21 protein-coding genes and 1 pseudogene are annotated in these 26,895 nt (G+C 55.1%); 11 read left to right on the forward strand and 11 right to left on the reverse strand.

The window, feature by feature from the left end; all coding sequences use genetic code 11:
- Positions 1-31: 31 nt before the first annotated feature.
- Positions 32-1,069: a TRAP transporter substrate-binding protein DctP gene (gene dctP, locus K3757_RS08185; protein WP_260000939.1), complete on the reverse strand. Its 1,038-nt coding sequence runs from the start codon at positions 1,067-1,069 to the stop codon at positions 32-34.
- A gap of 427 nt (positions 1,070-1,496) precedes the next feature.
- On the opposite strand from dctP, the gene K3757_RS08190 reads away from it, so the two are divergent.
- The 7 genes from K3757_RS08190 to K3757_RS08220 all read left to right on the forward strand — a co-directional run bounded on the left by K3757_RS08190 (position 1,497) and on the right by K3757_RS08220 (position 9,717).
- Complete coding sequence (locus tag K3757_RS08190) at positions 1,497-1,679, forward strand: hypothetical protein (RefSeq protein ID WP_260000941.1); 183 nt, start codon at positions 1,497-1,499, stop codon at positions 1,677-1,679.
- Positions 1,680-2,639: 960 nt separating this feature from the next.
- Positions 2,640-4,220 carry an ABC transporter substrate-binding protein gene (locus tag K3757_RS08195; protein ID WP_260000942.1) on the forward strand — a complete coding sequence of 527 codons (1,581 nt, stop codon included), beginning with the start codon at positions 2,640-2,642 and terminating at the stop codon, positions 4,218-4,220.
- Between the two features lie 145 nt (positions 4,221-4,365).
- Positions 4,366-5,337, forward strand: coding sequence for an ABC transporter permease (locus K3757_RS08200; RefSeq protein ID WP_260000943.1), 972 nt, complete (start codon positions 4,366-4,368; stop codon positions 5,335-5,337).
- Positions 5,334-6,284, forward strand: coding sequence for an ABC transporter permease (locus tag K3757_RS08205; protein ID WP_260000944.1), 951 nt, complete (start codon positions 5,334-5,336; stop codon positions 6,282-6,284). The genes K3757_RS08200 and K3757_RS08205 overlap by 4 nt, the downstream gene beginning before the upstream one ends.
- Positions 6,281-7,972, forward strand: a complete 1,692-nt coding sequence (locus K3757_RS08210) for an ABC transporter ATP-binding protein (protein ID WP_260000945.1) — start codon at positions 6,281-6,283, stop codon at positions 7,970-7,972. The genes K3757_RS08205 and K3757_RS08210 overlap by 4 nt, the downstream gene beginning before the upstream one ends.
- 3 nt (positions 7,973-7,975) lie before the next feature.
- On the forward strand, positions 7,976-8,578 hold the full coding sequence (locus K3757_RS08215) for a helix-turn-helix domain-containing protein (RefSeq protein ID WP_260000946.1): 603 nt from the start codon (positions 7,976-7,978) through the stop codon (positions 8,576-8,578).
- Between the two features lie 26 nt (positions 8,579-8,604).
- Positions 8,605-9,717 carry an aminopeptidase P family protein gene (locus K3757_RS08220; protein ID WP_260000947.1) on the forward strand — a complete coding sequence of 371 codons (1,113 nt, stop codon included), beginning with the start codon at positions 8,605-8,607 and terminating at the stop codon, positions 9,715-9,717.
- Between the two features lie 872 nt (positions 9,718-10,589).
- Here K3757_RS08220 and K3757_RS08225 read toward each other — a convergent pair.
- The 5 genes from K3757_RS08225 to K3757_RS08245 form a co-directional block, all read right to left on the reverse strand.
- Positions 10,590-11,519: a carbohydrate kinase gene (locus K3757_RS08225; RefSeq protein ID WP_260001217.1), complete on the reverse strand. Its 930-nt coding sequence runs from the start codon at positions 11,517-11,519 to the stop codon at positions 10,590-10,592.
- A 4-nt stretch (positions 11,520-11,523) separates the two neighbouring features.
- Complete coding sequence (locus K3757_RS08230; protein ID WP_260000948.1) at positions 11,524-12,183, reverse strand: nucleoside triphosphate hydrolase; 660 nt, start codon at positions 12,181-12,183, stop codon at positions 11,524-11,526.
- A 5-nt stretch (positions 12,184-12,188) separates the two neighbouring features.
- Entirely contained in the window at positions 12,189-12,953 is a 765-nt protein-coding gene (locus tag K3757_RS08235; RefSeq protein ID WP_260000949.1) for an ATP-binding cassette domain-containing protein, read from the reverse strand.
- Positions 12,953-14,014 carry an ABC transporter permease gene (locus K3757_RS08240; protein WP_260000950.1) on the reverse strand — a complete coding sequence of 354 codons (1,062 nt, stop codon included), beginning with the start codon at positions 14,012-14,014 and terminating at the stop codon, positions 12,953-12,955. The genes K3757_RS08235 and K3757_RS08240 overlap by 1 nt, the downstream gene beginning before the upstream one ends.
- 104 nt (positions 14,015-14,118) lie before the next feature.
- Positions 14,119-15,138 (reverse strand): sugar ABC transporter substrate-binding protein, encoded by a 1,020-nt coding sequence (locus tag K3757_RS08245; RefSeq protein ID WP_260000951.1) that lies wholly within the window; start codon positions 15,136-15,138, stop codon positions 14,119-14,121.
- A 163-nt stretch (positions 15,139-15,301) separates the two neighbouring features.
- On the opposite strand from K3757_RS08245, the gene K3757_RS08250 reads away from it, so the two are divergent.
- Together K3757_RS08250 and K3757_RS08255 are read left to right on the forward strand one after the other, a co-directional pair.
- A complete protein-coding gene (locus K3757_RS08250) occupies positions 15,302-16,480 on the forward strand; it encodes an ROK family transcriptional regulator (RefSeq protein ID WP_260000952.1) in 1,179 nt (392 codons plus the stop codon).
- A gap of 28 nt (positions 16,481-16,508) precedes the next feature.
- The gene (locus tag K3757_RS08255; RefSeq protein ID WP_260000953.1) at positions 16,509-17,198 is read left to right on the forward strand and encodes a D-lyxose/D-mannose family sugar isomerase; all 690 of its coding nucleotides are present in this window, start codon (positions 16,509-16,511) and stop codon (positions 17,196-17,198) included.
- Positions 17,199-17,512: 314 nt separating this feature from the next.
- Here K3757_RS08255 and K3757_RS08260 read toward each other — a convergent pair.
- A pseudogene (locus K3757_RS08260) lies at positions 17,513-18,146 on the reverse strand (tyrosine-type recombinase/integrase).
- Between the two features lie 547 nt (positions 18,147-18,693).
- On the opposite strand from K3757_RS08260, the gene K3757_RS08265 reads away from it, so the two are divergent.
- Entirely contained in the window at positions 18,694-19,806 is a 1,113-nt protein-coding gene (locus K3757_RS08265) for a zinc-binding dehydrogenase (RefSeq protein ID WP_260000954.1), read from the forward strand.
- Positions 19,807-20,515: 709 nt separating this feature from the next.
- Here K3757_RS08265 and K3757_RS08270 read toward each other — a convergent pair.
- From K3757_RS08270 to K3757_RS08285, 4 genes are all read right to left on the reverse strand, one after another.
- Complete coding sequence (locus tag K3757_RS08270) at positions 20,516-21,817, reverse strand: plasmid recombination protein (RefSeq protein ID WP_260000955.1); 1,302 nt, start codon at positions 21,815-21,817, stop codon at positions 20,516-20,518.
- A 394-nt stretch (positions 21,818-22,211) separates the two neighbouring features.
- Positions 22,212-24,440: an AAA family ATPase gene (locus K3757_RS08275; protein WP_260000956.1), complete on the reverse strand. Its 2,229-nt coding sequence runs from the start codon at positions 24,438-24,440 to the stop codon at positions 22,212-22,214.
- Between the two features lie 45 nt (positions 24,441-24,485).
- The gene (locus tag K3757_RS08280) at positions 24,486-25,502 is read right to left on the reverse strand and encodes a hypothetical protein (protein ID WP_260000957.1); all 1,017 of its coding nucleotides are present in this window, start codon (positions 25,500-25,502) and stop codon (positions 24,486-24,488) included.
- 73 nt (positions 25,503-25,575) lie between these two features.
- Positions 25,576-26,052: a hypothetical protein gene (locus K3757_RS08285; protein WP_260000958.1), complete on the reverse strand. Its 477-nt coding sequence runs from the start codon at positions 26,050-26,052 to the stop codon at positions 25,576-25,578.
- A gap of 150 nt (positions 26,053-26,202) precedes the next feature.
- Here K3757_RS08285 and K3757_RS08290 point away from each other — a divergent pair, with 150 nt between their 5' ends.
- On the forward strand, positions 26,203-26,349 hold the full coding sequence (locus K3757_RS08290; protein ID WP_260000959.1) for a ribbon-helix-helix protein, CopG family: 147 nt from the start codon (positions 26,203-26,205) through the stop codon (positions 26,347-26,349).
- Positions 26,350-26,895 lie beyond the last annotated feature (546 nt).

A 26,895-nucleotide genomic window follows, 5' to 3' on the forward strand; every position in this document is an offset into this window, starting at 1 on the left:
ATGTGGGTCACCCGCTGGTTGTTCCGCTGGCTTAAGCGTAGCCCATATCAGCCATCAAAGTGCGATAGATGTCCGCCGCTTTGGCAGCCCGTTCGCCCTTTTGGCCCTCTGCCTCAAGGATCGTCGTTGAAGCATTCGCAAGCATTTCCAAAACGTCATCCGGCAGTTGCATAACCTCTATCCCGTCATTCTTGATACCTTCCGCCAAAGCGATCGCTTCTTTGTGCTGGTACTCTGCAGACCGGAGGAAGAAACGGGTAGTGATGATTTCTTCCAGAGCGCCACGCAGATCTTCTGGCAGCTCCTCAAGGGCGTCGATGTTCATGATGAAAGCATCCGTGGTCTGTGCCAGAACGGGTTTGTAGTGGTACTTGCAAACCTCCCATAGTGACATGGATTGTGCCCCAATCGCGGCACCCCAATGCGCCCCGTCAACAACACCAGAGCTGAGAGCCTGATAGAGTTCCGATCCGGGGACATATTGCGGGGCTGCACCAGCCGCTGCCAGATAGTCCAGCATGGAACCCGATGACCGGATTTTGAGCCCTTGGAAATCGGCGGCTGATTCAATCTTTTTCGAAACGGTCATTTCTGTGGGAAGTACTTTCTCACACATCAGATGCACGCCATCTGCGTTGAGATCTTCGTTCACCAAAGCCTCGACGCCAAGATTTTTCATCGCGTGCTCCATCTCCCACGCTTGGCGTAGAGTTCCGGGTATGCCGTAGACGAATGTTGCCGCCTGTGCGTTGTCGCTGATGTAGGAGGGGCTGATTGTGCCCATGGGTACAACACCTTTGCGCACGATGTTGTAGATGTCGGGGCCTTTGGCAAACTCACCTGCGCCCAGAAGATCCAGTTTGAATGCACCTTCTGTTTTCTCCTCCAACAAGGTCGCGATAACACCGAGGCTGTCGGTGAACGAACTTGATGCTTTGGGCCAATGGGCCTGCACGCGCCAGGTAACTTGCCCCGCTGCGATGGCCTTTCCAACCAAAGCCGGTGAGGCAACAGCAGCAACGGTTGCGCCGCGCAAGACGGATCGCCGGTTGATAAGTGAATTAGTCATGTATTCCTCCCAATTATCTATCATTCAGCGCCGGTTTTTGTTGCGCTGCGAGCATACGGCTTAGACATATCCGAGCCGTTGCAGGTAACCGAACACTGATCCTCCTTCATCTGGAAATCAATATTTAACTCCCAAATTAGGAAGAAAAATTCCGCACAGCGGAATTCTAGTCCGCAAATTCTGTGGGATGCAGCTGCTATGGATGAGGTGTTTTATTGGTCGATGAGGTCGCTTCGTTTATCGTGTAGGATCATGCGCCAAGGCGCGGCGGCAGTGAATGAAAGTCGTAAATCAACATCGCGATAGTTCTCAAGAAAGATGTTTTGATGATTGAGCCTACAGCGTCGTTCAAGGACAATTTGGAAGTTTTGCCTGCAATTTGCCGTGTTGCTCGTATCAACATCATATCGACGTGCGGATCGCGGAGATGATGGCGGGTCCGGGCGAGATCAAAGGCTTGATGGAGCGCGATACTGAGGCGATGGAGGCTTTGGTGCCGACAACAAGCGTGATGACGTCGTTGAACAGGATGCATCGCGGCTTGACGGAACAGGGCGAGGACATCAACGGGCTTCGCCAGCAGCTAAGTCTGCCCGCCTTTCCAGAATGAAGTTTTTCGAATTTCTATGCCTCGCGGAGCCATAGTCATTTCCGAGGGGGGGAAAGTAATCGGGGAGCGCGGCATGGCCAACACTGGCTTAATCAACTTAGTGAGGGCGCTTCCGAAACGACCGGTAGGCTATCTATCACTGCCGAAAGGTCGCGAAGCGCGTCAGTTTTTCTGGAGTGCGTGCTCAGAGGCGCATCACGTCCGTTAGCAGCAATCTTGAAGACTGAAACGAAATTCAAAGCATATCGACAGGTCTATCATAACCGTAGAATACCTGAGGTTGGTTCACCACAGCGGAGGTCTCAGAAACCGAAGCTGTCCAGTGCTGCGCGGTGAACAAATGTCCGCTTCGGACTAGGTCGCGACATTGCTAAAGTCGTTTCGGCCCTCAGCGAACCTTGAATAAGGTTTTTAAACGCGGCGGTCGCAGTTCACATTGCTGCCTTCACAAAAATTGCTTCTATTGAAGAAGTTAGTCGCGCACATCTGACTGCATTTATGAAAACGGATGCAGACAGGCGGCAGGGACGTGTTGCCCTTCGCGATGATCATCGTGGACGGTCATAAACAGAGAGATATCGATAGCCACCACTGTGGAACTGGACAGGTTGATGCAACGCATACGATTAGCCTTCTCATTGTGTGGAGACTTGCATATTTTTACACCACTGATCTTGCTTGCCACATTGGCAACGCTCTGGCAGGATTTGCGGGTTGCTGCGCTGCTCGGTAGCGCCGCGCGACACAAAAATAATTATTGTATGTCTTAAATTTTCTTTCTAACGTCTGCGCATGCCCGTTCGGGTCTGAACAACAAAAAATCGAAATAATAATTAAATCAGATACCTAACACATGAAGATGAGCGAAATTGATCAGCTATGTCATTTTGCCCAACGTGCAGGCGACCCTAAAAATAACAACACTGCCTGCATAAAACTCAAGCGAACAGAGAGGTTACTATGAAAAAAACAACAGCCATTTTTACCGTTGCGGCGCTGCTATCAACGTCTGCTATGGTCAACGCGGAAACGCTTCGCTGGGCTCGTGCTGGCGACGCGCTGACTCTGGATCCGCATTCACAAAACGAAGGCCCCAGCCACACCATGCGTCACCAGATGTATGAGCCGCTGATCATCCGTGACACTGACGGAAACTTTGTTCCGACACTGGCCACCGACTGGGCTCCAAGCGCTGACAACCCGAATGTATGGGTGTTCAACCTGCGCGAAGGTGTGAAATTCCACGACGGTGCCGACTTTACGGCAGAAGACGTGGTCTTCAGCTTTGAACGTGCAAAGCAGCCAAACTCTGACATGAAAGAGCTGATCGGCTCTATCACCGAAGTCCGCGCTGTCAGCGATTACGTGGTTGAAATCGAAACAGCGGGTCCGAACCCGATCCTGCCCTCCAACCTGACAAACCTGTTCATGATGGACAAAGGTTGGACAGAGGCGAACAACACCGTCAACGTTCAGGACTTTGAAGGCGGCGAGATCACGTTCGCTACGACAAACGTCAATGGCACCGGTGCGTATACGCTTGTCAGCCGTGAGCCAGATGTAAAAACCGTTATGGCCCGCAACGAAAGCTATTGGGGTCGCGATGAATTCCCGATGGAAGTCAGCGAAATCGTCTACACGCCGATCCAGAATGCCGCGACCCGTGTAGCTGCGTTGTTGTCAGGCGAAGTGGATTTCTTGCAGGATATGCCGGTTCAGGATTTGGCCCGTGTGGGTGATGCTGACGGTCTGGTGGTGAAGCAGGCGCCGCAAAACCGCGTGATCTTTTTTGGTATGAACCAAGGGGCTGATGACATCGAAGCCGATAACGTTGATGGCGCAAACCCATTGGCTGACGTCCGCGTTCGCAAGGCGATGTCCATGGCAATCAACCGCGATGCGATCCAGCAGGTCGTTATGCGGGGGCAGTCCCAACCAGCAGGCATGATCGCCCCTCCATTCGTCAACGGCTGGACTGCCGAGATGGATGGTGAAAGCGTCACTGACATCGAGGGCGCGAAGGCTCTGATGGCTGAAGCCGGTTATGAAGACGGTTTCTCGATCCGTCTGGATTGCCCGAATGATCGTTATATCAACGATGAAGCCATCTGTCAGGCCGCTGTCGGGATGTTGGGTCAAATCGGAGTGACCGTGAACCTTGATGCGATCCCGAAGGCGCAGCACTTCCCGAAAATCACCGATGGTACGACGGACTTCTATATGCTGGGTTGGGGCGTTCCGACCTACGACTCCGAGTATGTGTTCAACTTCCTCGTGCACGGTCGTGAAAGCGACATCGGTACATGGAACGGCACCGGATACGACAACGATGAGCTCGACGCCAAAATCAAGTCGCTTGCATCCAACACAGATCTGGACGCCCGCAACGCGGATATCGCCGACATCTGGCGTGTGGTTCAGGACGAGCAGCTTTATATTCCGATCCACCACCAAGTGCTGAACTGGGGTATGGCTGAAAACGTTGGCATCGAGGTCGATCCAGAGGATCAGCCACGCGTCAAATACTTCACCATGAAGTAATACCGCATGACGGCGCGCCCGCTTGAGTTGGGCGCGCCTTTTCTGCTGGATATGTGGGGCAGGCTGCCTCGGGTCCGGTTTCCAACTCATTCCCAACTTGTCCAGCGGTCCCTTAAGGTTCTGCCGGCAAAGCAAGGCCTTTGCGATGTTGCCGTTTATTCTCAAACGCATTTTCCAGTCCCTTTTGGTGTTGATCATCACCGGGGCCATTGCGTTTTCGATGTTCACCTTTGTGGGCGATCCCGTTGACAACATGTTGGGTCAAGAGCGTACGATGCAAGACGTGGAACGCCTGCGCGCGCAGCTTGGGCTCGATAAACCGATCCCCGTACAATATGTGAAATTTCTGGGCGAGGCCGTACAGGGCAATTTCGGGGTCAGCTACAGACAAGGCCGCGAAGTGTCGGAAATTATCATGGAACGCGCCCCCGCCACGCTAGAGCTGGCCGCGCTATCCGCTCTTTTTGCTATCGTCGGAGGGATCGCGCTGGGTGTGTTTACTGCGATCCGCCGCGATGGGTTTGTCGCGAATTTGATCATGTCCGCCTCGCTCATCGGGGTGTCGTTGCCAACGTTTCTGATCGGTATTTTGCTGATCTATCTGTTTTCGGTCGAACTTGGTTGGCTGCCGAGCTTCGGCCGCGGTGAGGTGGTGCAGGTTGGCTGGTGGAGCACGGGCTTCTTGACTGAATCCGGTTTGAAAGCATTGATCCTGCCGTCAATCACACTGGGCTTGTACCAGATGACGCTGATCATGCGGCTTGTCCGGTCCGAGATGCTTGAGGTATTGCGTCAAGACTATATCAGGTTTGCCCGCGCGCGTGGGCTAAGCGACCGGGTCATCAACTTTCGCCATGCGCTAAAAAACACGATGGTGCCCGTGATTACGGTGATCGGGCTTCAGCTTGGTGCGATCATCGCCTTTGCGATCATTACCGAAACCGTGTTTCAGTGGCCCGGTTTGGGGCTGTTGTTCATCAACGCAATCCAGTTTGTCGATATTCCGGTAATGGCCGCGTATCTGATGATGATTTCGGTAATGTTCGTTGTCATCAACCTGCTGGTGGATATCTTATATGCCTTCATTGATCCTCGTCTCAGGGTGGCCGCGAAATGACTGATCACCCTAATCCCACAACCGAGGTCGTCCCGTCACGTATGCGCCGTGCGCTTGACAGTGACTTGTTCTACGCCTTCAAACGGTCGCCGGTTGCGATCGTGTCTGCGGTGGTGGCCGCTGTGTTGATCCTCTCGGCGGTCTTTGCGCCTCTGATCGCGCCAACAAACCCGTTTGATCCGGCCTCATTAAACTTGATGAACGGCTTTACTGCGCCCATGGCCCCGAATGCGTTCACCGGTGATACGTTCTTGTTGGGCACTGACGATCAGGGCCGCGACGTGTTTTCGACTATCCTGTACGGGATGCGGATTTCGTTATTTGTGGGGTTTGCAGCTGTGTTGTTTGCCGTTGTGCTGGGCATATTTTTGGGCCTGGTAGCGGGCTATTTCGGCGGCTGGGCAGACAGTCTTATCATGCGTGCCGCTGACGTACAGTTGACGTTCCCGTCGATCTTGGTGGCGATGCTGATCTTTGGCATCGCCAAAGGCATCACGCCTATCGAGAACCACGACCAAATGGCAATCTGGGTTTTGATCCTTGCGATTGGCCTGTCCGACTGGGTGCAGTTTGCCCGCGTCGTGCGCGGGGCCACGTTGGTGGAAAAAGGCAAAGACTACGTATCGGCGGCGCGTCTGATCGGTCGGCGGCCCTATGCCATTATGTTGCGGCACATCCTGCCGAACATCCTGTCGCCTGTCTTGGTGATCGCCACGATCTCGCTCGCACTCGCAATTATCGCAGAGGCCACGCTGAGCTTTCTTGGCGTCGGCGCCCCCGCCACACAGCCTTCTTTGGGCACATTGATCCGGGTGGGCCAGGGCTTCTTGTTCTCAGGCGAATGGTGGATCCTGTTCTTTCCTGCCTGCACATTGCTTGCTCTGGCACTCAGCGTGAACATGCTGGGCGACTGGCTGCGTGATGCATTGAACCCGAGGTTAAAATGACCGAACCCGTCCTTTCCATTCGTGACCTGACCGTCGAAATTCCGACCCGCCATGGCCTGTTCAAGCCTGTGCAGAACGTCACCTACGATATTCGTCCCGGTGAAATCCGCGGTGTGGTGGGTGAAAGCGGGGCGGGTAAGTCGATGACGGGTAATGCCGTGATTGGCCTGCTGGATGACCCGGCCCGTATCGCGTCCGGTGAAATTTGGTTAAAGGGGCGTCGTATCGACAACCTGAGTGTCGAAGAACAACGCGCCATTCGGGGCAGTGAGATCGGGATGATCTTTCAGGATCCGCTGACATCACTCAACCCGCTGTTTACCATTGGCGAACAACTTGTTGAGACGATCCAGCTACACCTGAAGGTCTCACCCAAAGAAGCCAAAGAACGTGCCTTGGCGCTCCTTGATCGTGTGTCGATACCTGACCCGAAGACCCGATTTGACCAATATCCACACCAGTTCTCTGGCGGGATGCGGCAGCGTGTGGTGATCGCATTGGCGCTGTGTTCTGAGCCCTCGGTCATTATCGCCGATGAACCTACGACCGCGCTCGATGTGTCGATACAGGCCCAAGTGCTTGATCTGATCAAGGAGCTTGCCCGCGAGACCCAAGTGGGCGTGATCCTTGTAACACACGACATGGGCGTGATCGCGGATACCACCGAACAAGTGACTGTGATGTACAACGGTCAGGTTGTGGAAAACGGGTCCACCGATCAAGTCCTCAGCGCACCGAAGCATGAATACACCAAGTCGCTGATTTCTGCCGTACCACGTCCACAGGTCAAACTGCATCGCTTCCCGCAGGTCAGCTATGGTGGCCGCGAGACTAAGTTCAAGATCGAGGACCTTGCACGGAACTGGACCAAAACGGAACCGTCGAAGTCTGGCAAGTTGCTTGAGGTTCAGGGGATCACGAAGAAATTCCTCGAAAAATCGGCGATCCTGCCATCGTGGCGGACCTATTTCACGGCCGTAGACGACGTATCATTCGATATCAAGGACGGTGAGGTGTTTGGTCTTGTTGGCGAAAGCGGCTCTGGCAAATCAACCGTGGCGCGAATGATCGGCACGCTGCTTGATGTGGACGTTGGCCATATCCGGTTTGATGGCGACGAGGTGACTGCGATGACGCCCGCTGAGATCGCCGGATATCGCCGTCAAATCCAGATGATCTTTCAAGATCCGTTCTCAAGCCTCAATCCGCGGATGAAGGTCGAAAGCATCATTGCCGAACCGCTTTTGCATCACAAAATCCTGCCTCGTGACCAGATCAGTGGACGGGTCCAGGAATTGCTTGATCGCGTTGGTCTGACACGCGCGGCGGCTGCGAAATATCCGCATGAGTTCTCGGGCGGGCAGCGTCAACGGATTTCAATCGCGCGGGCCTTGGCGACGCAGCCACGGTTCTTGATATGCGATGAACCGACCAGCGCGTTGGATGTCTCTATTCAGGCGCAAATCTTGAACATTCTCAAGGATTTGCAAGAACATCTGGGCCTGACCATGCTGTTTATCAGCCACGATCTGCCGGTTGTGCGCCAAATGTGTGACCGTGTTGGGGTGATGAAGCAGGGCCAGTTAATTGAAGTGCAGGACACCGAAACGCTGTTTGCCAGCCCACAGCAAGATTACACAAAGAAATTGCTTGAGCTAATGCCACGGCTGGCACAGTTGTCAGGGTAGGCGATGACCAAGGGTGCGACCATTGAACCGGCCAAGCTGGGTCAGCTGATCCGCAAATGCCGGCAGCAGCGCAAGCTGACGCTTAAGGAATTATGCGACAAGGCAGGCATGTCAGTGGGATATCTATCGCAGGTTGAGCGCGGCAATGCGACGCCGTCACTGGGCACGCTCGCGCAGATTTCACATGCGTTGGATTTGGGGCTTGATTACTTCGTTGCTCGCCCGAAACCGGGTGATGCGGTGTCGTATGCGGCTAAAAGGCCGAAGTTTTCAATCTCGGAGTCCGGCGTAACTTATGAGGCGCTCAGTTCCGAATTTCCGGGCCATGAATTGTCTGCCTACATCATGAACTGCCCCCCCGGGTTTGTGTCCGAGACATTCCAGCACGAGGGTGAGGAGTTCATCTATATCCTTAGCGGCTCTATCGAGAAAACGCTGGATGGAGAGGCCTTTACCCTGCGCGAAGGTGATAGTCTTCATTACAACGGCATGACACCGCACGCGTGGAAAACGCTAGGCGATTCTCCGGCACGCATGATGTGGACGGGCACGTTGGTGGTGCTGCAAGGTCCCGCGAAAAATTGGCTGCCCGGCCAAGACGGCTAAGGCATTTGACGCATCTGGAGGGTCGCATGACGGACATCACAAACAACAGATTAGCGCGGTTGCGCCAGCGCATGACCGACACAGGCACCGATCTGCTCGCCGTTGGCCCAAGCAGTCATATGCAGTGGTTGTTGGGGCTGAACCCTCATGGCGACGAACGCCCGGTGATGGCCCTGGTGACTGCCGATCAGGTGGGTGTCCTGATGCCCCAGTTGAATGCGGATGCCGCCCGTGCCCAATGCAAAAACGTCCCGTTTTATGAGTGGAGCGATACAGAAGGGCCGCTTGATGCGCTGACCGCATTGCTGACCAAGCTTGATGTCAAACGCCCCGGCCTCAATGTCGTTCTTGACGAAACAATGCGGACTGATTTTGCGTTTTTGCTGCTGGACCAGCTTGATGCGCCAACCCGCCGGTTTACCCAAGATACAGTGGGCCAGTTGCGGGCTGAAAAGGACGCCGATGAACACAAGCTGCTGCGCGACTGCGCCCGGCTGAATGACACCGCGTTCGAGCTGGCGTTTGCATCGTTGCGCACGGGCATGTCGGAAAATGACGTTAAAACCATCATCGTCGACCACTACCGCGCCCACGGGGCTGAGCCTGCGTTCTGTATCGTGGGTTTTGGAGCAAACAGCGCCTTTCCGCATCACCATACAGGGCCAGATGTGTTGCGTCCCGAAATGGCCGTGCTGATCGACGCCGGATGTCGGTTGAACGGCTATCCGTCCGATATGACGCGCTGCGCGTGGTACGGAGATGAGCCTGATCCCAAGTTTACACAGATCGCGGGAGTTGTTGAAGAAGCGGTGCAGGGGGCCTTGTCTGCGTCCAAACTCGGTGCCGCGTGCAGTGCGATTGATATGGCCGCACGTGGCGTGATCAAGAACGCAGGCTATGGCGAGGCGTTTCTACACCGGACGGGGCATGGCCTAGGCATTGATGTGCACGAACCGCCCTATATCACAGCGACCAATGATCAGACCCTGACAGTAGGAAACGTCTTTTCGATTGAACCGGGAATTTATCTGCCCGACGCATTCGGGATCAGGCTTGAGGACATCGTGCATCTTGGACCTGACGGGCCAGAAGTTCTGTCTGGCTTGTCGCGGCGAGTGTTTCAGATCGCACCCCGGTAAACTAGGTCTCCAATCTCGCTTCGCGTCAGAACTTTGCAAGCGGGCTCTGCCGCGTATGAGTGCAATATTGGCGCTGGACGAACCTTCTCGCTTGGGAAGGCTTTGGTTTCATTAACTTGCTGATCTTCGATTTGTGGTTGCAATCTTCTTATAGCCTCTAAGATTTTGCTTAGAAAAGATATGGCTTGGCCAAAAGCAAAGAAGAAAGTGCCTACTAAGGCTGAAGAGGCTGCTATCCTAAAGAGAATGGAAGAGTTTTTAAAACAGTTAAAGCCAACAAAACGCAAAGGCCCACTGTCGCCCAACAAATATATGCGATCAAATTTAAAATAGGCAAAGTATTTTCTGCCAAGTTGTAGTTTCAGAAAACTCTAAAACTCCTATGTCAGCATGTGAGCATGTTAGGGGGCAAGTTAAAGAAATTTACTCAAAGAAGTTTGTTCCCCCCGGCGCTCCCCAGAAATAAAAAGGGCTCAGCAACTAATTGCTAAGCCCTTGAAAATTATGGCTCCGACGGTAGGGATCGAAGCTAATATGTCTTAAGTATATGATCTTGTTTTGTTATTTCTGATCTCTTCGGCGTCGTAAAAGTGAATATATGACTATCCAGTATGACACATTCAGTATTAAGGCAAGTTAGACAAATCGACACCATGGGCGGGGAGCGGACGTTCGCTGCGGGCGCAAAGCTCACCGTCGATTCAGTAGAAATCGGGCCGTCAGAACCGATGGCGCACTTTGGCCAACGGTGGCAATTGAACCATTTCAGCAACCGCTGGGCCTTATCGATGGACTCCTCCCAAAATTGAATGTCTTCTAAAAGGATCGCTTTGGTCGAGATCACCTGCAGCAGTACATGTCAAAAGGCACTCTCAGTCGACTTCACTACTCCAAGGTGGATTTGCTCCCGCGCGGGATACCGTTATCCCCGCTACTTTCACGCCAAACCTGATCGCGCGCTGCAGCGTGTCGGCCGACATGTTCAAAATACCTGCTTTAGTCAGATTTCCGGTCCCGTAAAGGTCTGCAAGAACACCCGCGTTGAAGGTATCACCCGCACCTACAGTGTCCACAACCTCCGCGCGGGTTGCAGATACATGAACTTCAGTTCCTGTCCTGAGATAGCCGATCGCACCCTCTGCGCCGCACGTAACGATCACCACAGCAGGTCCCATTTCAAGCACGGCGCTGGCTTTGCTTTTCAACGTTGAAGGTTCTGGAAACAACCATTCGAGGTCATCATCAGAGACCTTGATGATGTCCGCAAGGGCCATGGCGGTCGTAAGGCGCGACCGATAAGCTGCAACATCATCGATAAATCCTGGCCGTATATTCGGATCGATCATGACCGGGCGGCGGGGGGCTTCTTTTTTAAGAAGCGCGACATAAGCATCAGCACCCGGTTCGCAAGCCAAGCTTATTCCGCCAAGATAAAGTGCTGAAACGTCTGCATCAAGATTTGGCATGTCTTCTGGTTTCAACATTCGCCCCGCAGAGTTCTCGTCGAAGAAGGTGTAGGTGGCCTGCCCTTCTACAAGATGCACAAAGGCCAATGTTGTCCGCCGATTGGACGTCATAATGTGGGACGTATTGACCAAGCTGGCATTCAGCGCTGAGGCAAGTTGCTGGCCAAACATATCTGTCGACAGGCCGGTCAGCATTCCGGTCGCAATCCCGAGCCGACCCAATGCGATTGCAGTGTTGAATATGGCGCCACCCGTGTGCGGAACAAACCCCCGCGACCCCGTCATGGTTGGGGCGGGGATCATGTCGATCAAAGCTTCACCGCAGCATAAAATCATAGGATCATTCGCTGTTCTTCGTGGTCGATGGTGCAGGAGACGATGCGATTGTGATCTGATCACCAGCGATGACAACATCACATTGCAGGCTGGTTTCATGCACTAATTTGGCATTTGGTAGATCGTTGCTGCGCGCTTTTTCTGCTGCTTCCGCCTGACTGTAGTCGTGATCCAGCCACCGTTGCAGCAAGCGCTGCCGCAAGACTTGAAACGGGACATCGATCCTGACGGAAAAATCCCACAGGCGGGCAAGATCCCGCCAGTGGGGTCGGTCCAGCATTAAATAATTGCCTTCAACAATCACAGTCTCGGTGCTGGGCAATATCACCCCCACACCTGCAATGGATAGATCACGGGATCGGTCGAAGACGGGAAAAATGACGGCATCCTCTGTTCTGAGCCTCTCTACCAGGTGCAAAAAACCAGCAACATCAAAGGTTTCAGGCGCACCTTTGCGGTGCAGCACGCCGCGATCGGACAGAACGGAGTTGTCCAGATGAAAACCATCCATCGGGACGACCTGTGTGTGCTGGTCGATCTCGGCAAGAGCCTGTGCCAGCGTTGATTTCCCGCTTGCGGGCGGGCCGACTAAGGCGACCAAGCGCCGCCTTCCGTTTAACGGCGCGGCTTTGATCATCTCGAATAGATCTTTGGGCTGGACCACTTTCTCTATGCCGCCTCTGGCACGGCGGCACCTGTCATATAGGCCACAGCGTCTGACATCGAATGATCTTTCGGGTCAATCAGGCAAAGCCGCTTGCCAAGGCGGTGAACGTGGATGCGGTCTGCTACTTCAAAGACGTGCGGCATGTTGTGACTGATCAGGATGATCGGAATACCGCGGCTTTTGACTTCGAGGATGAGCTCCAGAACCTTGCGGCTTTCCTTCACCCCGAGGGCGGCTGTCGGTTCATCAAGAATAATGACCTTGGAGCCAAAAGCCGCCGCCCGTGCGACGGCCACGCCCTGGCGCTGGCCGCCTGAGAGTGTTTCTACGGCCTGATTGATATTTTGGATCGTCATCAGGCCAAGTTCGGACAGCTTTTCGCGGGCGACGTCTTCCATTCGCTTGCGGTCAAGCTGGCGCAGGACCGATCCCCGAAACCCGGGTTTGCGCAGTTCTCGCCCCATGAACATGTTGTCTGCAATGGACAGTGCGGGCGACATGGCAAGTGTTTGGTAAACCGTTTCGATGCCAGCGTTTCGCGCGTCGATCGGAGAGCGGAACTGAATCTCCTTACCTTCCAGCGTCACTGTCCCCGCATCGGGCGTGACGGCACCGGAAATCGCCTTGATCAACGAGCTTTTGCCCGCACCGTTGTCGCCGATTATAGCAACAATCTCACCTGGCATTAGATCGAAGTCACAATGATCGAGTGCGGTAACCTTGCCGTAGCGTTTGACCAGTCCACGGGCTTTCAACATCGGTTCCATCAGGCTGCTACCTTTCTAATCCATTGGTCGACCGCGACCGCGGCAATGATCAGCACGCCGATCAAAAGATACGTCCATTGTGCGTCAGCGCCTGCTAAACGAAGCCCCAGCGTAAAGACCCCGACGATCAATGCACCGAAGAATGTCCCGAGGATCGAGCCGCGTCCCCCGAATAGGGATATACCGCCGATCACTACCGCCGTGATGCTCTCGATATTAAGCAGCTGGCCGGAGGTGGGAGAGACCGAACCGATCCGTCCGATCAAGGCCCATCCCGCAAATGCGCAGATCAGGCCCGCAATGGCGTACACCGAAATGATCGTTTTCCTCACATTGACGCCGGACAATTCGGCTGCGTCGGGATCGTCGCCTACGGCATAGACATGTCTGCCCCACGCGGTGTGCTTAAGCACATAGGCGAGCAGGACCACCAGCGCCAAAAGAAACACCACGCCGAGTGTGAAGATCGCGCCGCCTACGTTGAATTTTGTACCCAGAAGCTGGAGCAGTGGCGCTTCGGCGGCGATCTCTTGGCTTCGGATCGTTTCGTTTGCGGAGTACAGGAAGTTGGCCGCGAGAACGATCTGCCACATGCCGAGTGTGACGATAAACGGCGGCAGCTTCATCACGGCGACGAGCCAGCCATTGATCGCCCCGATCACTGTACCGAAGGCAAGGCCGCAAGCGACGGCGACTTCGGGGGGCAGACCGTAGCGGAAGGTGAACTGTCCCATGACCACCGAGGAGATAACGGCGATGGCACCGACGCTTAGATCAATGCCGGCGGTCAGGATCACGAGGCTTTGCGCTGCGGCAACAATTCCGACGATCTGCACTTGCTGCAGGATCAGAGTCAGAGCGAAGGGGGAGAAGAACCGCGACCCCAACAATAAGCCGAAAACGATGATGGACGCCACAAGGACGATCAGTGGCACAAGGGCCGGTGTCACATGCAGGGCGTGGTGGATCTTTTTGACAAACCCTTCAGATGTTTCATCGAAACGCACGACATCTGTCGCGCCTTTCGAGGCCGCGGCCTCGTAATTATCTCCTGTGGACATTGCCCGCTCCAAACATTTTCAGTGTAATCTGGCGCCTCGCACGCGAGGTGGCTGCCGGGCGATTTCAACCGCCCGGCGAACCTTTCTAATTGGCTTGCAGAGGGTTAACCCCAGCACAGCTCCTTACCTTCAGCGACGCTGATGCTCTCTACACCGTCGACTGCTTTGTCGGTCACAAGCGCCACGCCGGTGTCAAAGAAATCCTTGCCTTCGGTTGCCTGAGGCTTCGTGCCGTCTTTGGCAAACGCGGCAATCGCCTCGATCCCTTTGGATGCCATCAACAGCGGATACTGCTGCGATGTGGCACCGATCACGCCATCCTCAATGTTCTGGACGCCGGGGCAACCGCCATCGACGGAAACGATCAGCACATCGTTCTCACGACCGATGTCTTTCAGCGCTTCATAGGCACCCGCTGCGGCAGGTTCGTTGATCGTGTAAACGACGTTTATGCCCTGATCCTGTGCCAGAAGGTTTTCCATCGCCTTACGGCCACCTTCTTCGTTACCGGCTGTTACGTCGTTGCCCACAATGCGAGGGTCGGTCTCGTCGCCCCATTTGCTTGCATCGCCAAGGTCGATGCCGAAGCCTTGCAAGAAACCCTGATCGCGCAGAACGCCAACGGTCGGCTGGCTGACGGCAAGGTCAAGCATAGCAATTTTCGCGTTCGCGGCTTCATCGCCCAAAGCTGCGGCAGCCCATTGACCAATCAGCTCACCCGCAAGGAAGTTGTCGGTTGCAAAGGTCATGTCGGCGGCGTCAATTGGATCAAGCGGTGTATCAAGTGCAATCACAAGGATACCTGCATCGCGGGCCTGCTGCACGGCGGGTACGATCGAGGAGGTGTCGGATGGCGTCAAAAGGATGCCTTTCGCGCCATTGGCGATGCACGTTTCAATCGCGGCCACCTGTGTCTCGTGGTCACCGTCAATTTTGCCAGCATATGTGTTCAGCTCCATCCCAAGCTCTTCTGCCTTGGCCTGAGCCCCTTCGCGCATCTTGACAAAGAAGGGGTTGGTGTCGGTTTTCGTAATCAAGCATGCCGATACAGAATGCGCATCTGCCGATGCCGTACCTGCCATTGCGATCAGACCAAGTGCGGTCCCTGCGATAAGTTTCTTCATGATTTTCCTCCCAGAAAGATTTTACCAACGTCACGAATCGCAGCGTTGCCATGGTGTCAAAATTTACAAAAACGCGAAGCCTGTCAATTATTAAATCAACTTGACTTATTAATTCGATCAGAGGAAAGTTTCCTTATGTAGTTAGAAGGCATGAGCGCAGTTGATGAACCAGATAAACGCCATAGGCGCGGGGGATCGCCCACAACATGCACCGCATCTCAACCCGAACGAGCGCGCTATTCTCTCCCTTTTGCAACGCAACGGTGCGATGCCAGGCAGCGATCTGGCGCGGCAGACCGGCCTGTCCGCCCAGACGATTTCGGTCATACTGCGAAAGCTGAAAAGCAGCGGTTTGACGCAACAAGGCAAGCCGGTGCGCGGGAAAGTCGGCAAACCGTCGGTTCCTATCACGCTTAATCCTTTTGGGGCGCTCTCTGTCGGATGTAAGCTGGGCCGCCGTAGCTGTGATCTGATCGTAATGGATTTTTGCGGCAAGACGCTGTTCGAGCGCAACCTAACCTATGATATCGCGATTCCACAGACCGTCTTCACCTTTCTCGAAGAAAGCTATGCGGACGCTCGTGAAGAAATCGGCACCAAAGCTTCGGAACGGCTATGCGGTTTTGGCATCGCAGCACCTTTTGAAATCTGGAAATGGGGGGCCTCGGACGGCAATACGCCCGAAGAGTTCCTCTCTTGGAAGGATTTGTCATTCGAGCGTGAGATTGCGCGGTTCACCGATCTGCCGGTCTTCATGCTGAACGACGCGACAAGTGCGTGCTGGGCCGAACAGCTTTATGGCGGGGGACGGCAATTCAATGATTATGCCTATTTCTTCGTCTCGACCTTTATCGGAGGCGGTATCGTCCTGAACCAGTCCGTGTACGAAGGCACCAGAGGAAATGCCGGGGCGTTCGGACCGCTACGGGTCGGGGACCGCGCCGGCCGAACGCAACAACTGCTCGACGTGGCATCTGTTCATGTTCTTGAAACCGCTCTTGCCAAAGCAGGAAAGGATTACCGCGACCTTTGGAAACAGCCGCAGGACTGGTCAGGTTTTGAGGATGAGGTCAAAGACTGGATCGACGGGGCAGCACACGCGATCGCACAAGCCTGCATGTCAGCCTGCGCTGTCATCGACTTTGAAGCTGTAATTATTGATGGCGCGCTTCCGAGAGATGTGCGTAACAGGCTGGTTGAAGTCGTGCGGGCAAAGCTTTTGAAGGAAGACAGCCGCGGATTGCTCATACCAGACGTAGCCGAGGGCGTCATCGGCGGCGGAGCGCGCGCGCTTGGCGCTGCCTGCGATCCGATCTACAATCAGTTTTTCACAACAGCTTAATTCGCCTGACTGGCGGGGAATATCCGGTATGAAGCGGTCTGAAATAAACAGGCTACTCGAAGACGCAGGCGAGATGTTTGAGCGGCACGGTTTTAGCCTACCGCCCTTTGCGCATTGGAGCCCAACCGATTTTGTCGCGCATCAAAGTAGCGCCGCGCATCTGATACATTCACGCTGCGGCTGGGATGTAACAGATTACGGTGCTGGGCGATTTGACGAAATGGGTTTGGTTCTGTTTACATTACGCAATGGTGTTTTAAGTGATCTGAATACCGGTCGTGGCATGTGCTATGCCGAGAAACTGCTGATATCGCGGCAGGACCAACTTTCTCCAATGCACACTCACATTATCAAAGCCGAAGATATCATCAATCGGGGAGGGGGTACTTTGGTGGTAGAGCTCTTTGGCTCGGATGCAAAAGGACACTTGGACCAGCACGGCGGTGGCAACGTAATGTGTGACGGCATTTGGGTTCCCTTCAAAGCAGGTGAAAAGCTGAAGCTTGCGCCGGGCGAGAGCATCACGTTGCGCCCCGGCGACTGGCATGCGTTCTGGGCTGACGGGGCAGATGTCTTGATCGGCGAAGTCAGCACCGTCAACGATGACGAGAGCGATTATATATTTCATAACCCCATTACACGCTTTTCCCAGATTGCAGAGGATGCAGAGCCAGCGCGGCTTTTGGTAAGCGACTACGCTACCCATTTTCTCGGATAGGAGGCTGACCATGATCGATCGCTACTGCTCGCTTATCTTGAAGCGAATGAATTTGAAGTGCTTCGAGCGAACGACTTGGCGCGGGACGACCACCGAACGTTAACACGAATGAATTAAGTTGTGCAGGCGATCGCACCCTATGTAGAGAACAGTCATCGGACACGGCCTGATGTCAAAAGCCTCGTAGTCTTCAAATGTGCCGATTTTCGTACTTTTTTCTCGTCTCGACCATCCTGAAAGCTGGACCGTACCGCAGCATACCGATCTGTAGGTGAATGACCGCATTGGACCGTCCGTGAAGACGGCCCAATGGTTTAGAATTCGATAGCTTCGGCGATAGCGAGGGCATCTTCAAGCTCAACGCCGAGATATCTGACCGTGCTGTCCAATCTTGGTGTGTCCCAACAGAAGTTGGACGGCTCGCAGGTTGCCGGTTTTCTGCTAAATCTACGTGACCTTCTTGCGCCGCATTGATTGCGTGCCATATGTGCTGGCCTCCAGACCGTTGGACTTCACCCACTCACGGACAATCCGCGCGTACTGGCGGGTCGAGATATGAAGCCGGTCGTGAAAACGCCCAGGCCAGAGGTGTTCGGATTCCATCATTAGCGGCTCCCGCATCCACCTTGCCAGCGATGCTCGGGTGCCTTCAGAAAATTCGAAGCGTCCGGGTTTCTGAGTCTTCCTCTGCAAAACCGATGCCCGTTCTTTGATTTGGCCTGACGCCATGACATCGACCACTTTCATCTTCACCGGATCGCAGCCGCGCAGCTTGCTGTCGACGCCAAGGTTAAACAGCGCGAGATCACGATGGTTTGCGGCAAGCTCAAGTCTAACCCTGATTGCCCACACGTGCTTGGGTTTCAAAGGGCGTTTCTGACCCACAATGCGCCCCTTGTTCCAAGCTGGACGTAGTGCGCGAATAGCAGGTAATTTTGGTTTTTCCATGGCTGATCCTGCGGTCCGCCAATCCCTCCCACATCGACAACCCGACGTTGACCCAGAAACCATATCATAAGATGCTGCAACGCATTCGAAGTCGGCTTCGAGCCCTCTTTTCCGAATTTCCGCAATGCAGCTAATGTCTGCTAATGTCCCGCATAGCGGACCTCCAACATTCTTTTCATAATGCGTGCGCTGCGAAAGTCTGGTTTGACGGGCCGCGCTGCAGCATTGAATTTAGTGCGTGAACGGCGGCTCTGGGCCGTTCGCTCTGGGTGTCCTTGGATCGACATTAGGGACGGAGTTCCCGAAGCGGACATTGGCGAGTGAACGCAGCAATTCTGTGATCGATGTCAACTCTTCGAAGCAAGGGGCAGCCATCCCATTATCTTGGTTGCAACAGCAGTAGGAGGTGTGTTCAGTACCGGTACCGCTTCGGCGCTGCAACTGTTCGATATAGAGCCGTTGGGCCGAGGTGTCTTTCAGTCCACCACGCTGGGTCTCAGACCCGAATGGACCTTGATATCTAAATCCGAAACCTGGAGATATTAACATGAGCACTACCGGCAAGCAGCTATTCACGACGTTAGAAAGCAATGGCACGCTCACCGTCGCGATTGAGGATGTAAGCTTTCCCGATCCTACCGGCAATCAGGTCCTTGTGAAAATGGAGGCGGCACCGATCAATCCGTCAGATCTGGCCATTCTTGCCGGTGCGGCCGATCTGGAGAACGCTGAGTATTCGCCTGGGAAATATGTCGCCAAGATGCCCGAGCCTTTCAATGCGGGGTCCAAAGCGCGGCACGGGCTTAAACTTCCCGCCGGTAATGAAGGCGCGGGCACCGTGGTTGCTGCGGGTGAGGGTGATAAGGCAAAGGCGCTGATTGGGCAGCGCGTCGCCTGTGTGCCGGGCAATGCCTACAGCCAGTATTGTATCGCCGACGCCGCCATGTGCCTGCCGCTGGGCGATTATTCGGCCGAGGATGGCGCGAGCGGTTTTGTCAATCCGATGACCGCGCTGGGGTTTGTTGAAAATGCTAAGACTGACGGGCAGAATGCGATCCTGCACACGGTAGGGGCCTCCAACCTTGGCCAGATGCTGACCCGCATCTGTAACGACGATGGCATTGGGCTGGTCAATATTGTGCGGAAGGAGGACCAAGTTGCATTGCTCAACGAGCTTGGCTCGACCCATGTTGTCAATTCGTCGGATGATGACTTCATGAAGCAGCTGCGGAGCGCCATCGACGATACCGATGCCTTCTACGGTTTCGATCCGATCGGTGGTGGCAAGTCCGTCGACAGCGTTTTCAAGGCGATGGAGCAGGTCGCGGTGACCAAGATGTCTGAGTATTCGCGCTACGGCTCCAACCAGCAAAAGCGTATGTTTATCTACGGACGTCTGGACACGGGTGCGACGGTACTTTCACCAAGCTACGGCTTTGGCTGGACTCTGTCTGGCTGGCTCCTGTTCCCTTTCCTTCAGTCTGCCGGAACGGAAACCGTGGGGCGGATGCGTAAACGCGTGCTCGAGAATCTGACAACGACCTTTGCCAGCCACTACAAGAAACGGGTCGATCTCGAAGAAATGCTAACCAAGGAAGCTGTGACTGATTATCGCGCAATGAAGACGGGCGAAAAGTACCTCGTCACACCGTGGAAATAGAGTTTTCTGAATAGGCTATGTAGGGCGCACGTTTAAGGCACTGATCGTTTGACTTTCAAAGTCACACGATCAGTGCAGCTACCTCTTTGGCGATCTTCGTAATTGCACGCAGCCAAGCGGCAGGCTCGGGACCGCGTCAGGCGACTGACCAAAGCTTTTACCACCTTCGATGTGGCAGATGACGATTTTCAACCGATTGCGCTCGGAGAACGCCTCTATCCCGCTTGATCGCAGCAGAGTGTACCCGTTGCCATCGGCTAAGGGCGATGGGATTTGCCCGATCTGGTTTACAAAGGTCCGCACTATCATCGGATCTGCCCAGGCTAACGACTCTGGGAAGTTCGACGACAGAAGATCATAGGCATAGGCATAGGCGAAATGGACCTGTCGCCTTTTCGTGCCGCCCAAGTGTTCGTTTAAGCCACCTTCCGATCGAATGCGGCGGGACTTTTCCACACCAATGATGAATGGCGGCGACTTGGATTATAGAAGCCTTTGATGTTTTCGAGACCGCCATCTCAGCCTGTCTGCGGATGGCGCGTTTGATATCGTTGACGATCTTCTCGCCAAGGCTTTCGCGCGTTCCAGTACTGTACAGTGCGTCAAGGTCCGCTTTGGGGAAGCTGCACTGCAGCGCTGGGTGGAACTGCCAATGTCCGGTTAGGGCCGTTCGTGTCATTGGGAATATGATGCCCTTTCCATAGAGCGGTCATGGCTTTGGTGACTGGTCTGGCCCGCGTTGTTCGCTTTCGCTCACGCGCCCGATGAGATTGATCAGTTTCTTAAACAAGTTACCGATTTTGGTCTTGGATGGCTTGGGTCCAAACAGGCGTTCAATGAATGAGGGCATGTCTCTCATCGTAATGTCGCCCTCAATTACTTCTGCGTCTCCCGACGCGATCTGGGTCACCAGTTCATCCATTGCGGCGATGCCAGCGTCCAGTTCGGCTTCTTTTTGCAAATAGCGTTCTTTTATGTCTAACGCGTGATCAGCATTGTCCTCGGCTTGCGCCAAGCTACTTTTGACCTCCTTCAGGCTGTTTTTCATATCCTTGGCTGCAGCTTTTTGCGCTGCGTGTTGTTGAGTGGACAGGCGTTGCTTACGTGGACCATCGCGCAACAGGCCACAGGGCTTGCCGACCTTCTCGTAATATCGGTCCTGGAGCTGTTTTAACGCGGCAGAGTAGGCTTCCTTTTCTGGGATCGGACCACGCGTTTTGCGTGCGACTTGGAGGTGCTCACCGTTCTCGGCCTCCCATTGCGCCATCAGGTCAGCGTTGCGTGCTGCAACCTTTTGGCATGCTTTCTCCCATGCTATTAATTGCGCTTCCCGTTTAAGCTTGTTCTTCTTCTGGGTCTCGCGGTTCTTGGAGGGTCGGGGTTGTTTAGGCTTGTTGGGGCGCTTTTCTAATGCGGGCTTGGGGAGTGATGGGATGGCCGTTGGGGTACCCAGCTCATCACGCAACGCTGTTGCTGCCACCTTACCAGCATGGATTTTATTCGCGTCGAGCTTGGGGTCGTGTGTATTGATGGCAATGATGTGGAAATGGACAAAGCCCTCATCCAAATGCATCACAGCAGACCAATCAATGTCATCTGGCATGCGATCCGTAAAATCAGCCAGCGCATGGTTGATCCATTCTCTTACCTCGGAGCCATGCGTTTTCTTGTCTGACAGAAGGTCGGCAGCGGGCAGGGGGTACGAATGGATTTCTGTATACAGCGTCGCGGCATCATTGCGCAGTTTGCGTGTGTATGTCGTGCCATCTTTGCGGGTGACGGTTTCGCGCAGGCCATCCAGAATATCACTGCGCTTTTCCTGAAGTTGCCGGACAGACATGGTGCCACCGACTTTATACACCGAGCCGGGCTCTTCCACATGTTTAGAATATTCCGGCTCGCGTAACGCTTCTCCCAAAACCTGCGCGGCGGAATTGAAATGCCCGTCTGTGCCGCTCACCTTTTTGGCGGCTTCTGAATACGTTTCGATATGTATGAACTGGTATGACACGGCGGTTGCTCCTGATCTTATTTATGAGGAGGTAGGCGCTTGGTTTTTCAAAACCAAGAACTCTTTCCCACAAAGCGCCTGTCTGATATAGATTTTATGTGGATAAACAGATTATTGCAGCGCGAAGCTCTACCTATAGTGACAGACTATAGGTAGCTCTAAGAGCTACCTGTCTGCCCCTTGCGCCGGGGAGGCGCTCCGTCGTTTTGTACCAAAACAACTGCGCGAGACTGCGTCTCTTGCTTGATCGTTAAACAATCACGGTGATCGTTCTGCTTATTGCAGTCTCTGCCTGTTTTACACTTCGACCAGCTTGTCGACCAATCGGCTTCACTCGTGGAGAACATACCTTGTCCGTGTTTGCTCGCCGCACTGGTAAAGACGGCCCTGAAGGTTAGCCAATCAACGCCTCCGTTGGTCGATCAGAGTTCGTGATGTTGTGCGCGGCCAGTACCTCGGCCAACGCGTCCCCGTCGATCTCCCGCTGCTCCAAGAGGGCTGCTGCCACCCGCTCCACCAGTTTTACGTTGTCCTCAACGATTTCTTTCGCGCGCAGATAGTGTCCTCTGATATCCGAGTTCACGACCGATCCGAGGGGGGCGAGGGGATCGAGGTGGGTCAGCTTCACGGAACTGAGGGAGAGCAGGTTGTTTGGATAGAGCCCCCATGAATATCTTGCTTTGAACGCAATTTCCGTGGCCTGCTCCAAGTCGCTCTCTGCGCCGTTCGACACCGATCCGAGAAGGACGGCTTCTGCGGCACGGCCCCCCAGGGTGACGGCGATCTGGTCACAGACGTTTTTCTTTGTCGCGGCAAAGGGGATCTTGCCGAGATAGGCCCCACCGCGGGCCGTGATGCGCACCATGTCGGGCAAGGGTAGGCCGAGAATATGTGCTACAACGGCATGGCCCGCTTCATGGATAGCGATGCGATGCAAATCCTCCTGGCGTCCCTCGGGCGCAACATGGTCGACAGCTGCGTGGAGGTGCTGGTTGCAGAGCGTCGTGTTGCTATGACGGGCGTTGCCCCGTGCGTCGCGGACGACGGCCGCGACCTGCGCGCCTGACATACCAAGAAGACGGTCGGCGACAGTTGCAAGATCGAGATCCTGAGCACTTGCGCCCAGCTCAATCTCGCAGATCCGTTTGATCCCTGCGCGGTTGGGGTTCTCCAACGCCGTATGCCGATCAAAACGCCCGGGGCGGATGATTGCAGGGTCCACGTTCTCTGGCAGATTTGTTGCGCCCAGAACGATTACACCAGCAGTGTCATTGAGCTTTGTGAGGTGCTCGAGCAGGGCGTTGACGATTGCGGCGACATAGCCAGAATTGCGGTGTGAGACAGATCGCTTGGAAAAAGAATCCAGCTCATCAATGAAGAAAACGCAGGGGGCGCAAGCGATAGCGTTTTCCACGCTCTCGGACAGGGTCCGCAGAAAATCTCCCTGATGGCCCGCTTTTTGACAGATACCGTAGCTGGTGGCGATTAGCGGGATACCGGCAGAGCCGGCGAGGGCCTGGGCGAGAAGCGTTTTACCGGTTCCGGGAGGGCCGTAGAGGAGCACCGATGACGTGACCTCCGACCAAGGCAGATTGCCTGCCTGCCACTGGCCGAGGTCACTGAGGAGATGCTTCATGTCCTGTTGCGCTTGGGGCGGAAGATAGATGGCATCAAGAGAGGGGCCGCGCGCCACTTTGCCTGTGCCGAGGCGGCGGGTCAGTGCGAGGAGGCGATCTGCAACCTCAAGCGTGGTCTGCTCTGCAAACGCGCTCTTGACCAGCGGCATGGGCAATTCTTGAAAGGCAGCGTCGTTGGGGAAGCGACCGCGGATCGCGACGTCTGACAGCTTTCCGGTGATGGAATGGGTCTGCCGCAAAATCTCGATGACCATATCGCCCGTGACTGGGGGCAAGGTAGCAGTCCGCGTGCATAGCAGCTGCCCGCTGCGCGGCAGATCATCGCGGGTTCTGGCGACAACGATCACGTTGTTCCCTTTAGCGATCAGCCGGTCAACCTTGTCGTTGAACTCCTTGCGGCCGCGATGGCTTGATGCGGCCTGAACATTCGGAAGCTCCGCAACAGCGATGCCATGTAAGTGGATGCCTGCCTCATCAAGGGCCTGTGCGGTCTGTTCCAAGATGTCAGGGAACATTTCGAAGAAGAGCTCGCGTTCTGCATCGTCGGGAATAGACAGCAGCGTAACAGCTTGTGGTGACACAAGAGACCGCGCCATCTCTGGCGTATTGAAGATGGCCGCAAAGCGTGCGGCAAAGATCAAACGGGTCAGCGGCAGCTTTGGCTGCTGGAGGCGGTTAGTGCCATCGGCTGCGGTGGCATAGGGGTCAATGCCGCGCGACTGCCACTCCGCAATCTCTTCGGGTCCGAGATTGTCAGCGGCCGTGGTCTGGTATGAGGGCAGGGTGGGGACGTCTTCGGGCGTATCCGGAAAATCCATCAAGTCGTCGTCATTGTCGTCATCGAAGGGGTGCTTGGAAGGAGCAAACCGGGCAGGGGTATTGGTCCGCCGGTGGTTCTCGACATAGACGTGCCGGAGGAGACTCTGCATCAGGTCGAGAGTGAAGGCGGGAGTTGCGCTGTCGCGCACGATGGAATGGTGGGGCATTGGCATGCCTCCTTTTGTTCAGTGAATAAGGGGAGAGAAGAGAGGTCAGGCGGCGATGTCTGGAACCTGACTGTTGGTATCGGGAAAGCGCGTTTCGATCTCGTCGAGGAGGCGGTGGATGAAGGGGGCTGCCTCGGGGCGGTAGATCTCGCGGGTGACGTTGATGGCATCGCCATACTCGGCCTTGGCCACAACCATGTCCGGAAACTGCGCGGTGAGCGTCCTGTGCGCGCGTTCCTCCTCTGCCCGGGCGTCGTGTCCGGTCGGCAGGTTCACGACACGCAGCACCTCCGTGGTGATGCCTTTGTCGATGCCCAGCTGGTGCCGGAGGCGCTTTGCCGGACGTGCGCTGTAGCCGAGCTTGAGAACGGGTCGTCCAGGAAGATCAATCCGAAAAATGTAGATGTGGGAAGGCCGAGCCGTTCTGCCAAGACTACAGCCCGAACAGGCGCAATCGCCCCAGACCATGTTGCCGACCATAATGTCCTGCGTCTGTCCGCAGGTGTGACGATAGCTGCGATAGCTCGGTTTGCCGCTGGAGGCGGGACCAACGAGGTCCCAGCCGAATTTGCGTGCTTGCGCGCGATAGCGCTCTTCGCGGCATGTCTTGCAGCCGAGACCGTGCCCTCCGTCAGCCGCGAGTGCTACCCGGTGGAACTGGCGCCGCACCTGATGCCCACAGGAGAGCTGGTAAAACCCATAGTGGCGGCGTTTGGGGGCACGCCCCAAGAGCACTGCACCTACTGTCCGTGCATGCTCAATGCGCTGGTGCTTGATGCAATGGGGGCATTCGGGGCTATGCCCGAGAACGACACTCACGCGTTTTGCATGTGTGCAGCCGCAGTCATGACAGAGCAGTGCAACATGCAGTCGGTCTTTGACGCGATCAACGATGGTGAAGCCCTTTTTGCGCGCGGCCTTCCGCCATTTTGCTGGGACCTTTCCGTCGAAAGGGGCGTAAGTCGGGGTGGCGGAGCGAGAAAGCCGGACATAGTCGGGAAACAGTGCGGCATGGGTGGATGTGTGCTCGGCAGGCATAGGGGTGACGGGGGGCAGCATCATGATGAGGCGCTCCTATATGTGATTTGAAAAGGGAGGGTCAGGACCGCGTCAGACGCGGTCCGTGTGCTTGAGATCAGGCAGCGTGCAGGGTGTGATCCCGCTCGAAAAACGCGGCTTGCATAGACGCGATCCCGAACAACAGAGGAAGCGCCCGGTCCAACAGGTTGCGCAGGTCTGTGCCGCGCGGCGCAGATGCGCGACGAGCGATTGCCGCTTCCATCGTCTCACTCAGCGTGGGGTGATCGCCCGTCTCGATATCGAGCAGTGACACCAACTCCTTCACCGTCTCGATAAGCAGGGGAACAGCAGTGGCACCTGCATGCGCGCGCAGAAACGCAAAAGCGGACGCTTCGGTCGCGACCCAGGCATCGGCCGTCGCTTCACCCGCACTCTCGACGGCGGAGTAGTCGAGATGCGGCATGTGCTTCACATCCTGGTCCAGCGCGATGGTGCGCTCCATATGATGCAGCACCTCCTCAAAAGCCTTGAGAGAAAACGGGGAGGGGGTGGCGGAATGCGCGGCGCGCGTGGTAATCGTGTTGATAGGCATGAGGATCTCCTAAGGATCGTTGTGACAAGTGTGGGAGAGGGAGTTGCACCTCCGTCTCTCACACGCTATAATTAACTTTATAAATTTAAAAAGTCAATCGGTGATATGAAAAAAATTGGGCGCCCATCAAAAAACACCGAGCAGGTCACTGTGAGACTGCTGGTCAATACTATTGAAGCCATAGATGCAGCGCGCAGATCAGAGGATGATCTGCCCAGCAGGCCGGAGATGATCCGCAGGATGATTGATGATTGGTTGGACCGGCATGCTGAAGAGAACCTGAAGAAGGTTGAATAATCGAATTTTTGTGATTCATTAGAAATGTCTTTTGACCGAACGATAATTTTTGATCAGAAGGCGGGTATTAGGCGTACCTCGTCGCCTATGAGGGACCTTTCTGCCATTCGCTGCGGTTGCAAACTCTATTACCTTTAACAGGCAGCACTCGACAATAAGGGCGGAAACCGGACCTTAGCTGCGTCTGCGAAGGTCCTGTGCCAGAATTGCAAAAGCGGCCGTTCAAGCCGTAGTAGACCAAAGCCCCCATGCTGCGCTGCGCACCAAGGTCCGCTATGCGCAGAAAGCGTACTTTGCAAAGTCACGCGAACGGCCAAAAAATACGCTCGAGTTGGCCCCGCACGCTGCGACGCAGCTTCCCCGAAGCAGACATTGATACGTTGATGCAGCATTATTGAGGTATTAAGGTCCGCTCCGCGGACAAAGCCGCCTTGTGCAGATGCGGCGATTACTGAAGCTTCTGAACTCACTGTACTTAGGAACGATATCCTCGCCTATATCCGCTCCATCTGGCCCGAGCGGGAGCGTGATGTTCAGGCCGGTCGA

The organism is Sulfitobacter sp. S223 (genome assembly GCF_025143825.1).
GTDB lineage: Bacteria > Pseudomonadota > Alphaproteobacteria > Rhodobacterales > Rhodobacteraceae > Sulfitobacter.

Excerpts from the sequence above, each read along its gene's own strand:
- dctP (WP_260000939.1), bottom strand. The coding sequence starts at position 1,069 with ATGACTAATTCACTTATCAACCGGCGATCCGTCTTGCGCGGCGCAACC.
- K3757_RS08190 (WP_260000941.1), top strand. The coding sequence starts at position 1,497 with ATGATGGCGGGTCCGGGCGAGATCAAAGGCTTGATGGAGCGCGATACT.
- K3757_RS08195 (WP_260000942.1), top strand. The coding sequence starts at position 2,640 with ATGAAAAAAACAACAGCCATTTTTACCGTTGCGGCGCTGCTATCAACG.
- K3757_RS08200 (WP_260000943.1), top strand. The coding sequence starts at position 4,366 with ATGTTGCCGTTTATTCTCAAACGCATTTTCCAGTCCCTTTTGGTGTTG.
- K3757_RS08205 (WP_260000944.1), top strand. The coding sequence starts at position 5,334 with ATGACTGATCACCCTAATCCCACAACCGAGGTCGTCCCGTCACGTATG.
- K3757_RS08210 (WP_260000945.1), top strand. The coding sequence starts at position 6,281 with ATGACCGAACCCGTCCTTTCCATTCGTGACCTGACCGTCGAAATTCCG.
- K3757_RS08215 (WP_260000946.1), top strand. The coding sequence starts at position 7,976 with ATGACCAAGGGTGCGACCATTGAACCGGCCAAGCTGGGTCAGCTGATC.
- K3757_RS08220 (WP_260000947.1), top strand. The coding sequence starts at position 8,605 with ATGACGGACATCACAAACAACAGATTAGCGCGGTTGCGCCAGCGCATG.
- K3757_RS08225 (WP_260001217.1), bottom strand. The coding sequence starts at position 11,519 with ATGATTTTATGCTGCGGTGAAGCTTTGATCGACATGATCCCCGCCCCA.
- K3757_RS08235 (WP_260000949.1), bottom strand. The coding sequence starts at position 12,953 with ATGGAACCGATGTTGAAAGCCCGTGGACTGGTCAAACGCTACGGCAAG.
- K3757_RS08240 (WP_260000950.1), bottom strand. The coding sequence starts at position 14,014 with ATGTCCACAGGAGATAATTACGAGGCCGCGGCCTCGAAAGGCGCGACA.
- K3757_RS08245 (WP_260000951.1), bottom strand. The coding sequence starts at position 15,138 with ATGAAGAAACTTATCGCAGGGACCGCACTTGGTCTGATCGCAATGGCA.
- K3757_RS08250 (WP_260000952.1), top strand. The coding sequence starts at position 15,302 with ATGAACCAGATAAACGCCATAGGCGCGGGGGATCGCCCACAACATGCA.
- K3757_RS08255 (WP_260000953.1), top strand. The coding sequence starts at position 16,509 with ATGAAGCGGTCTGAAATAAACAGGCTACTCGAAGACGCAGGCGAGATG.
- K3757_RS08265 (WP_260000954.1), top strand. The coding sequence starts at position 18,694 with ATGAGCACTACCGGCAAGCAGCTATTCACGACGTTAGAAAGCAATGGC.
- K3757_RS08275 (WP_260000956.1), bottom strand. The coding sequence starts at position 24,440 with ATGCCCCACCATTCCATCGTGCGCGACAGCGCAACTCCCGCCTTCACT.
- K3757_RS08280 (WP_260000957.1), bottom strand. The coding sequence starts at position 25,502 with ATGATGCTGCCCCCCGTCACCCCTATGCCTGCCGAGCACACATCCACC.
- K3757_RS08285 (WP_260000958.1), bottom strand. The coding sequence starts at position 26,052 with ATGCCTATCAACACGATTACCACGCGCGCCGCGCATTCCGCCACCCCC.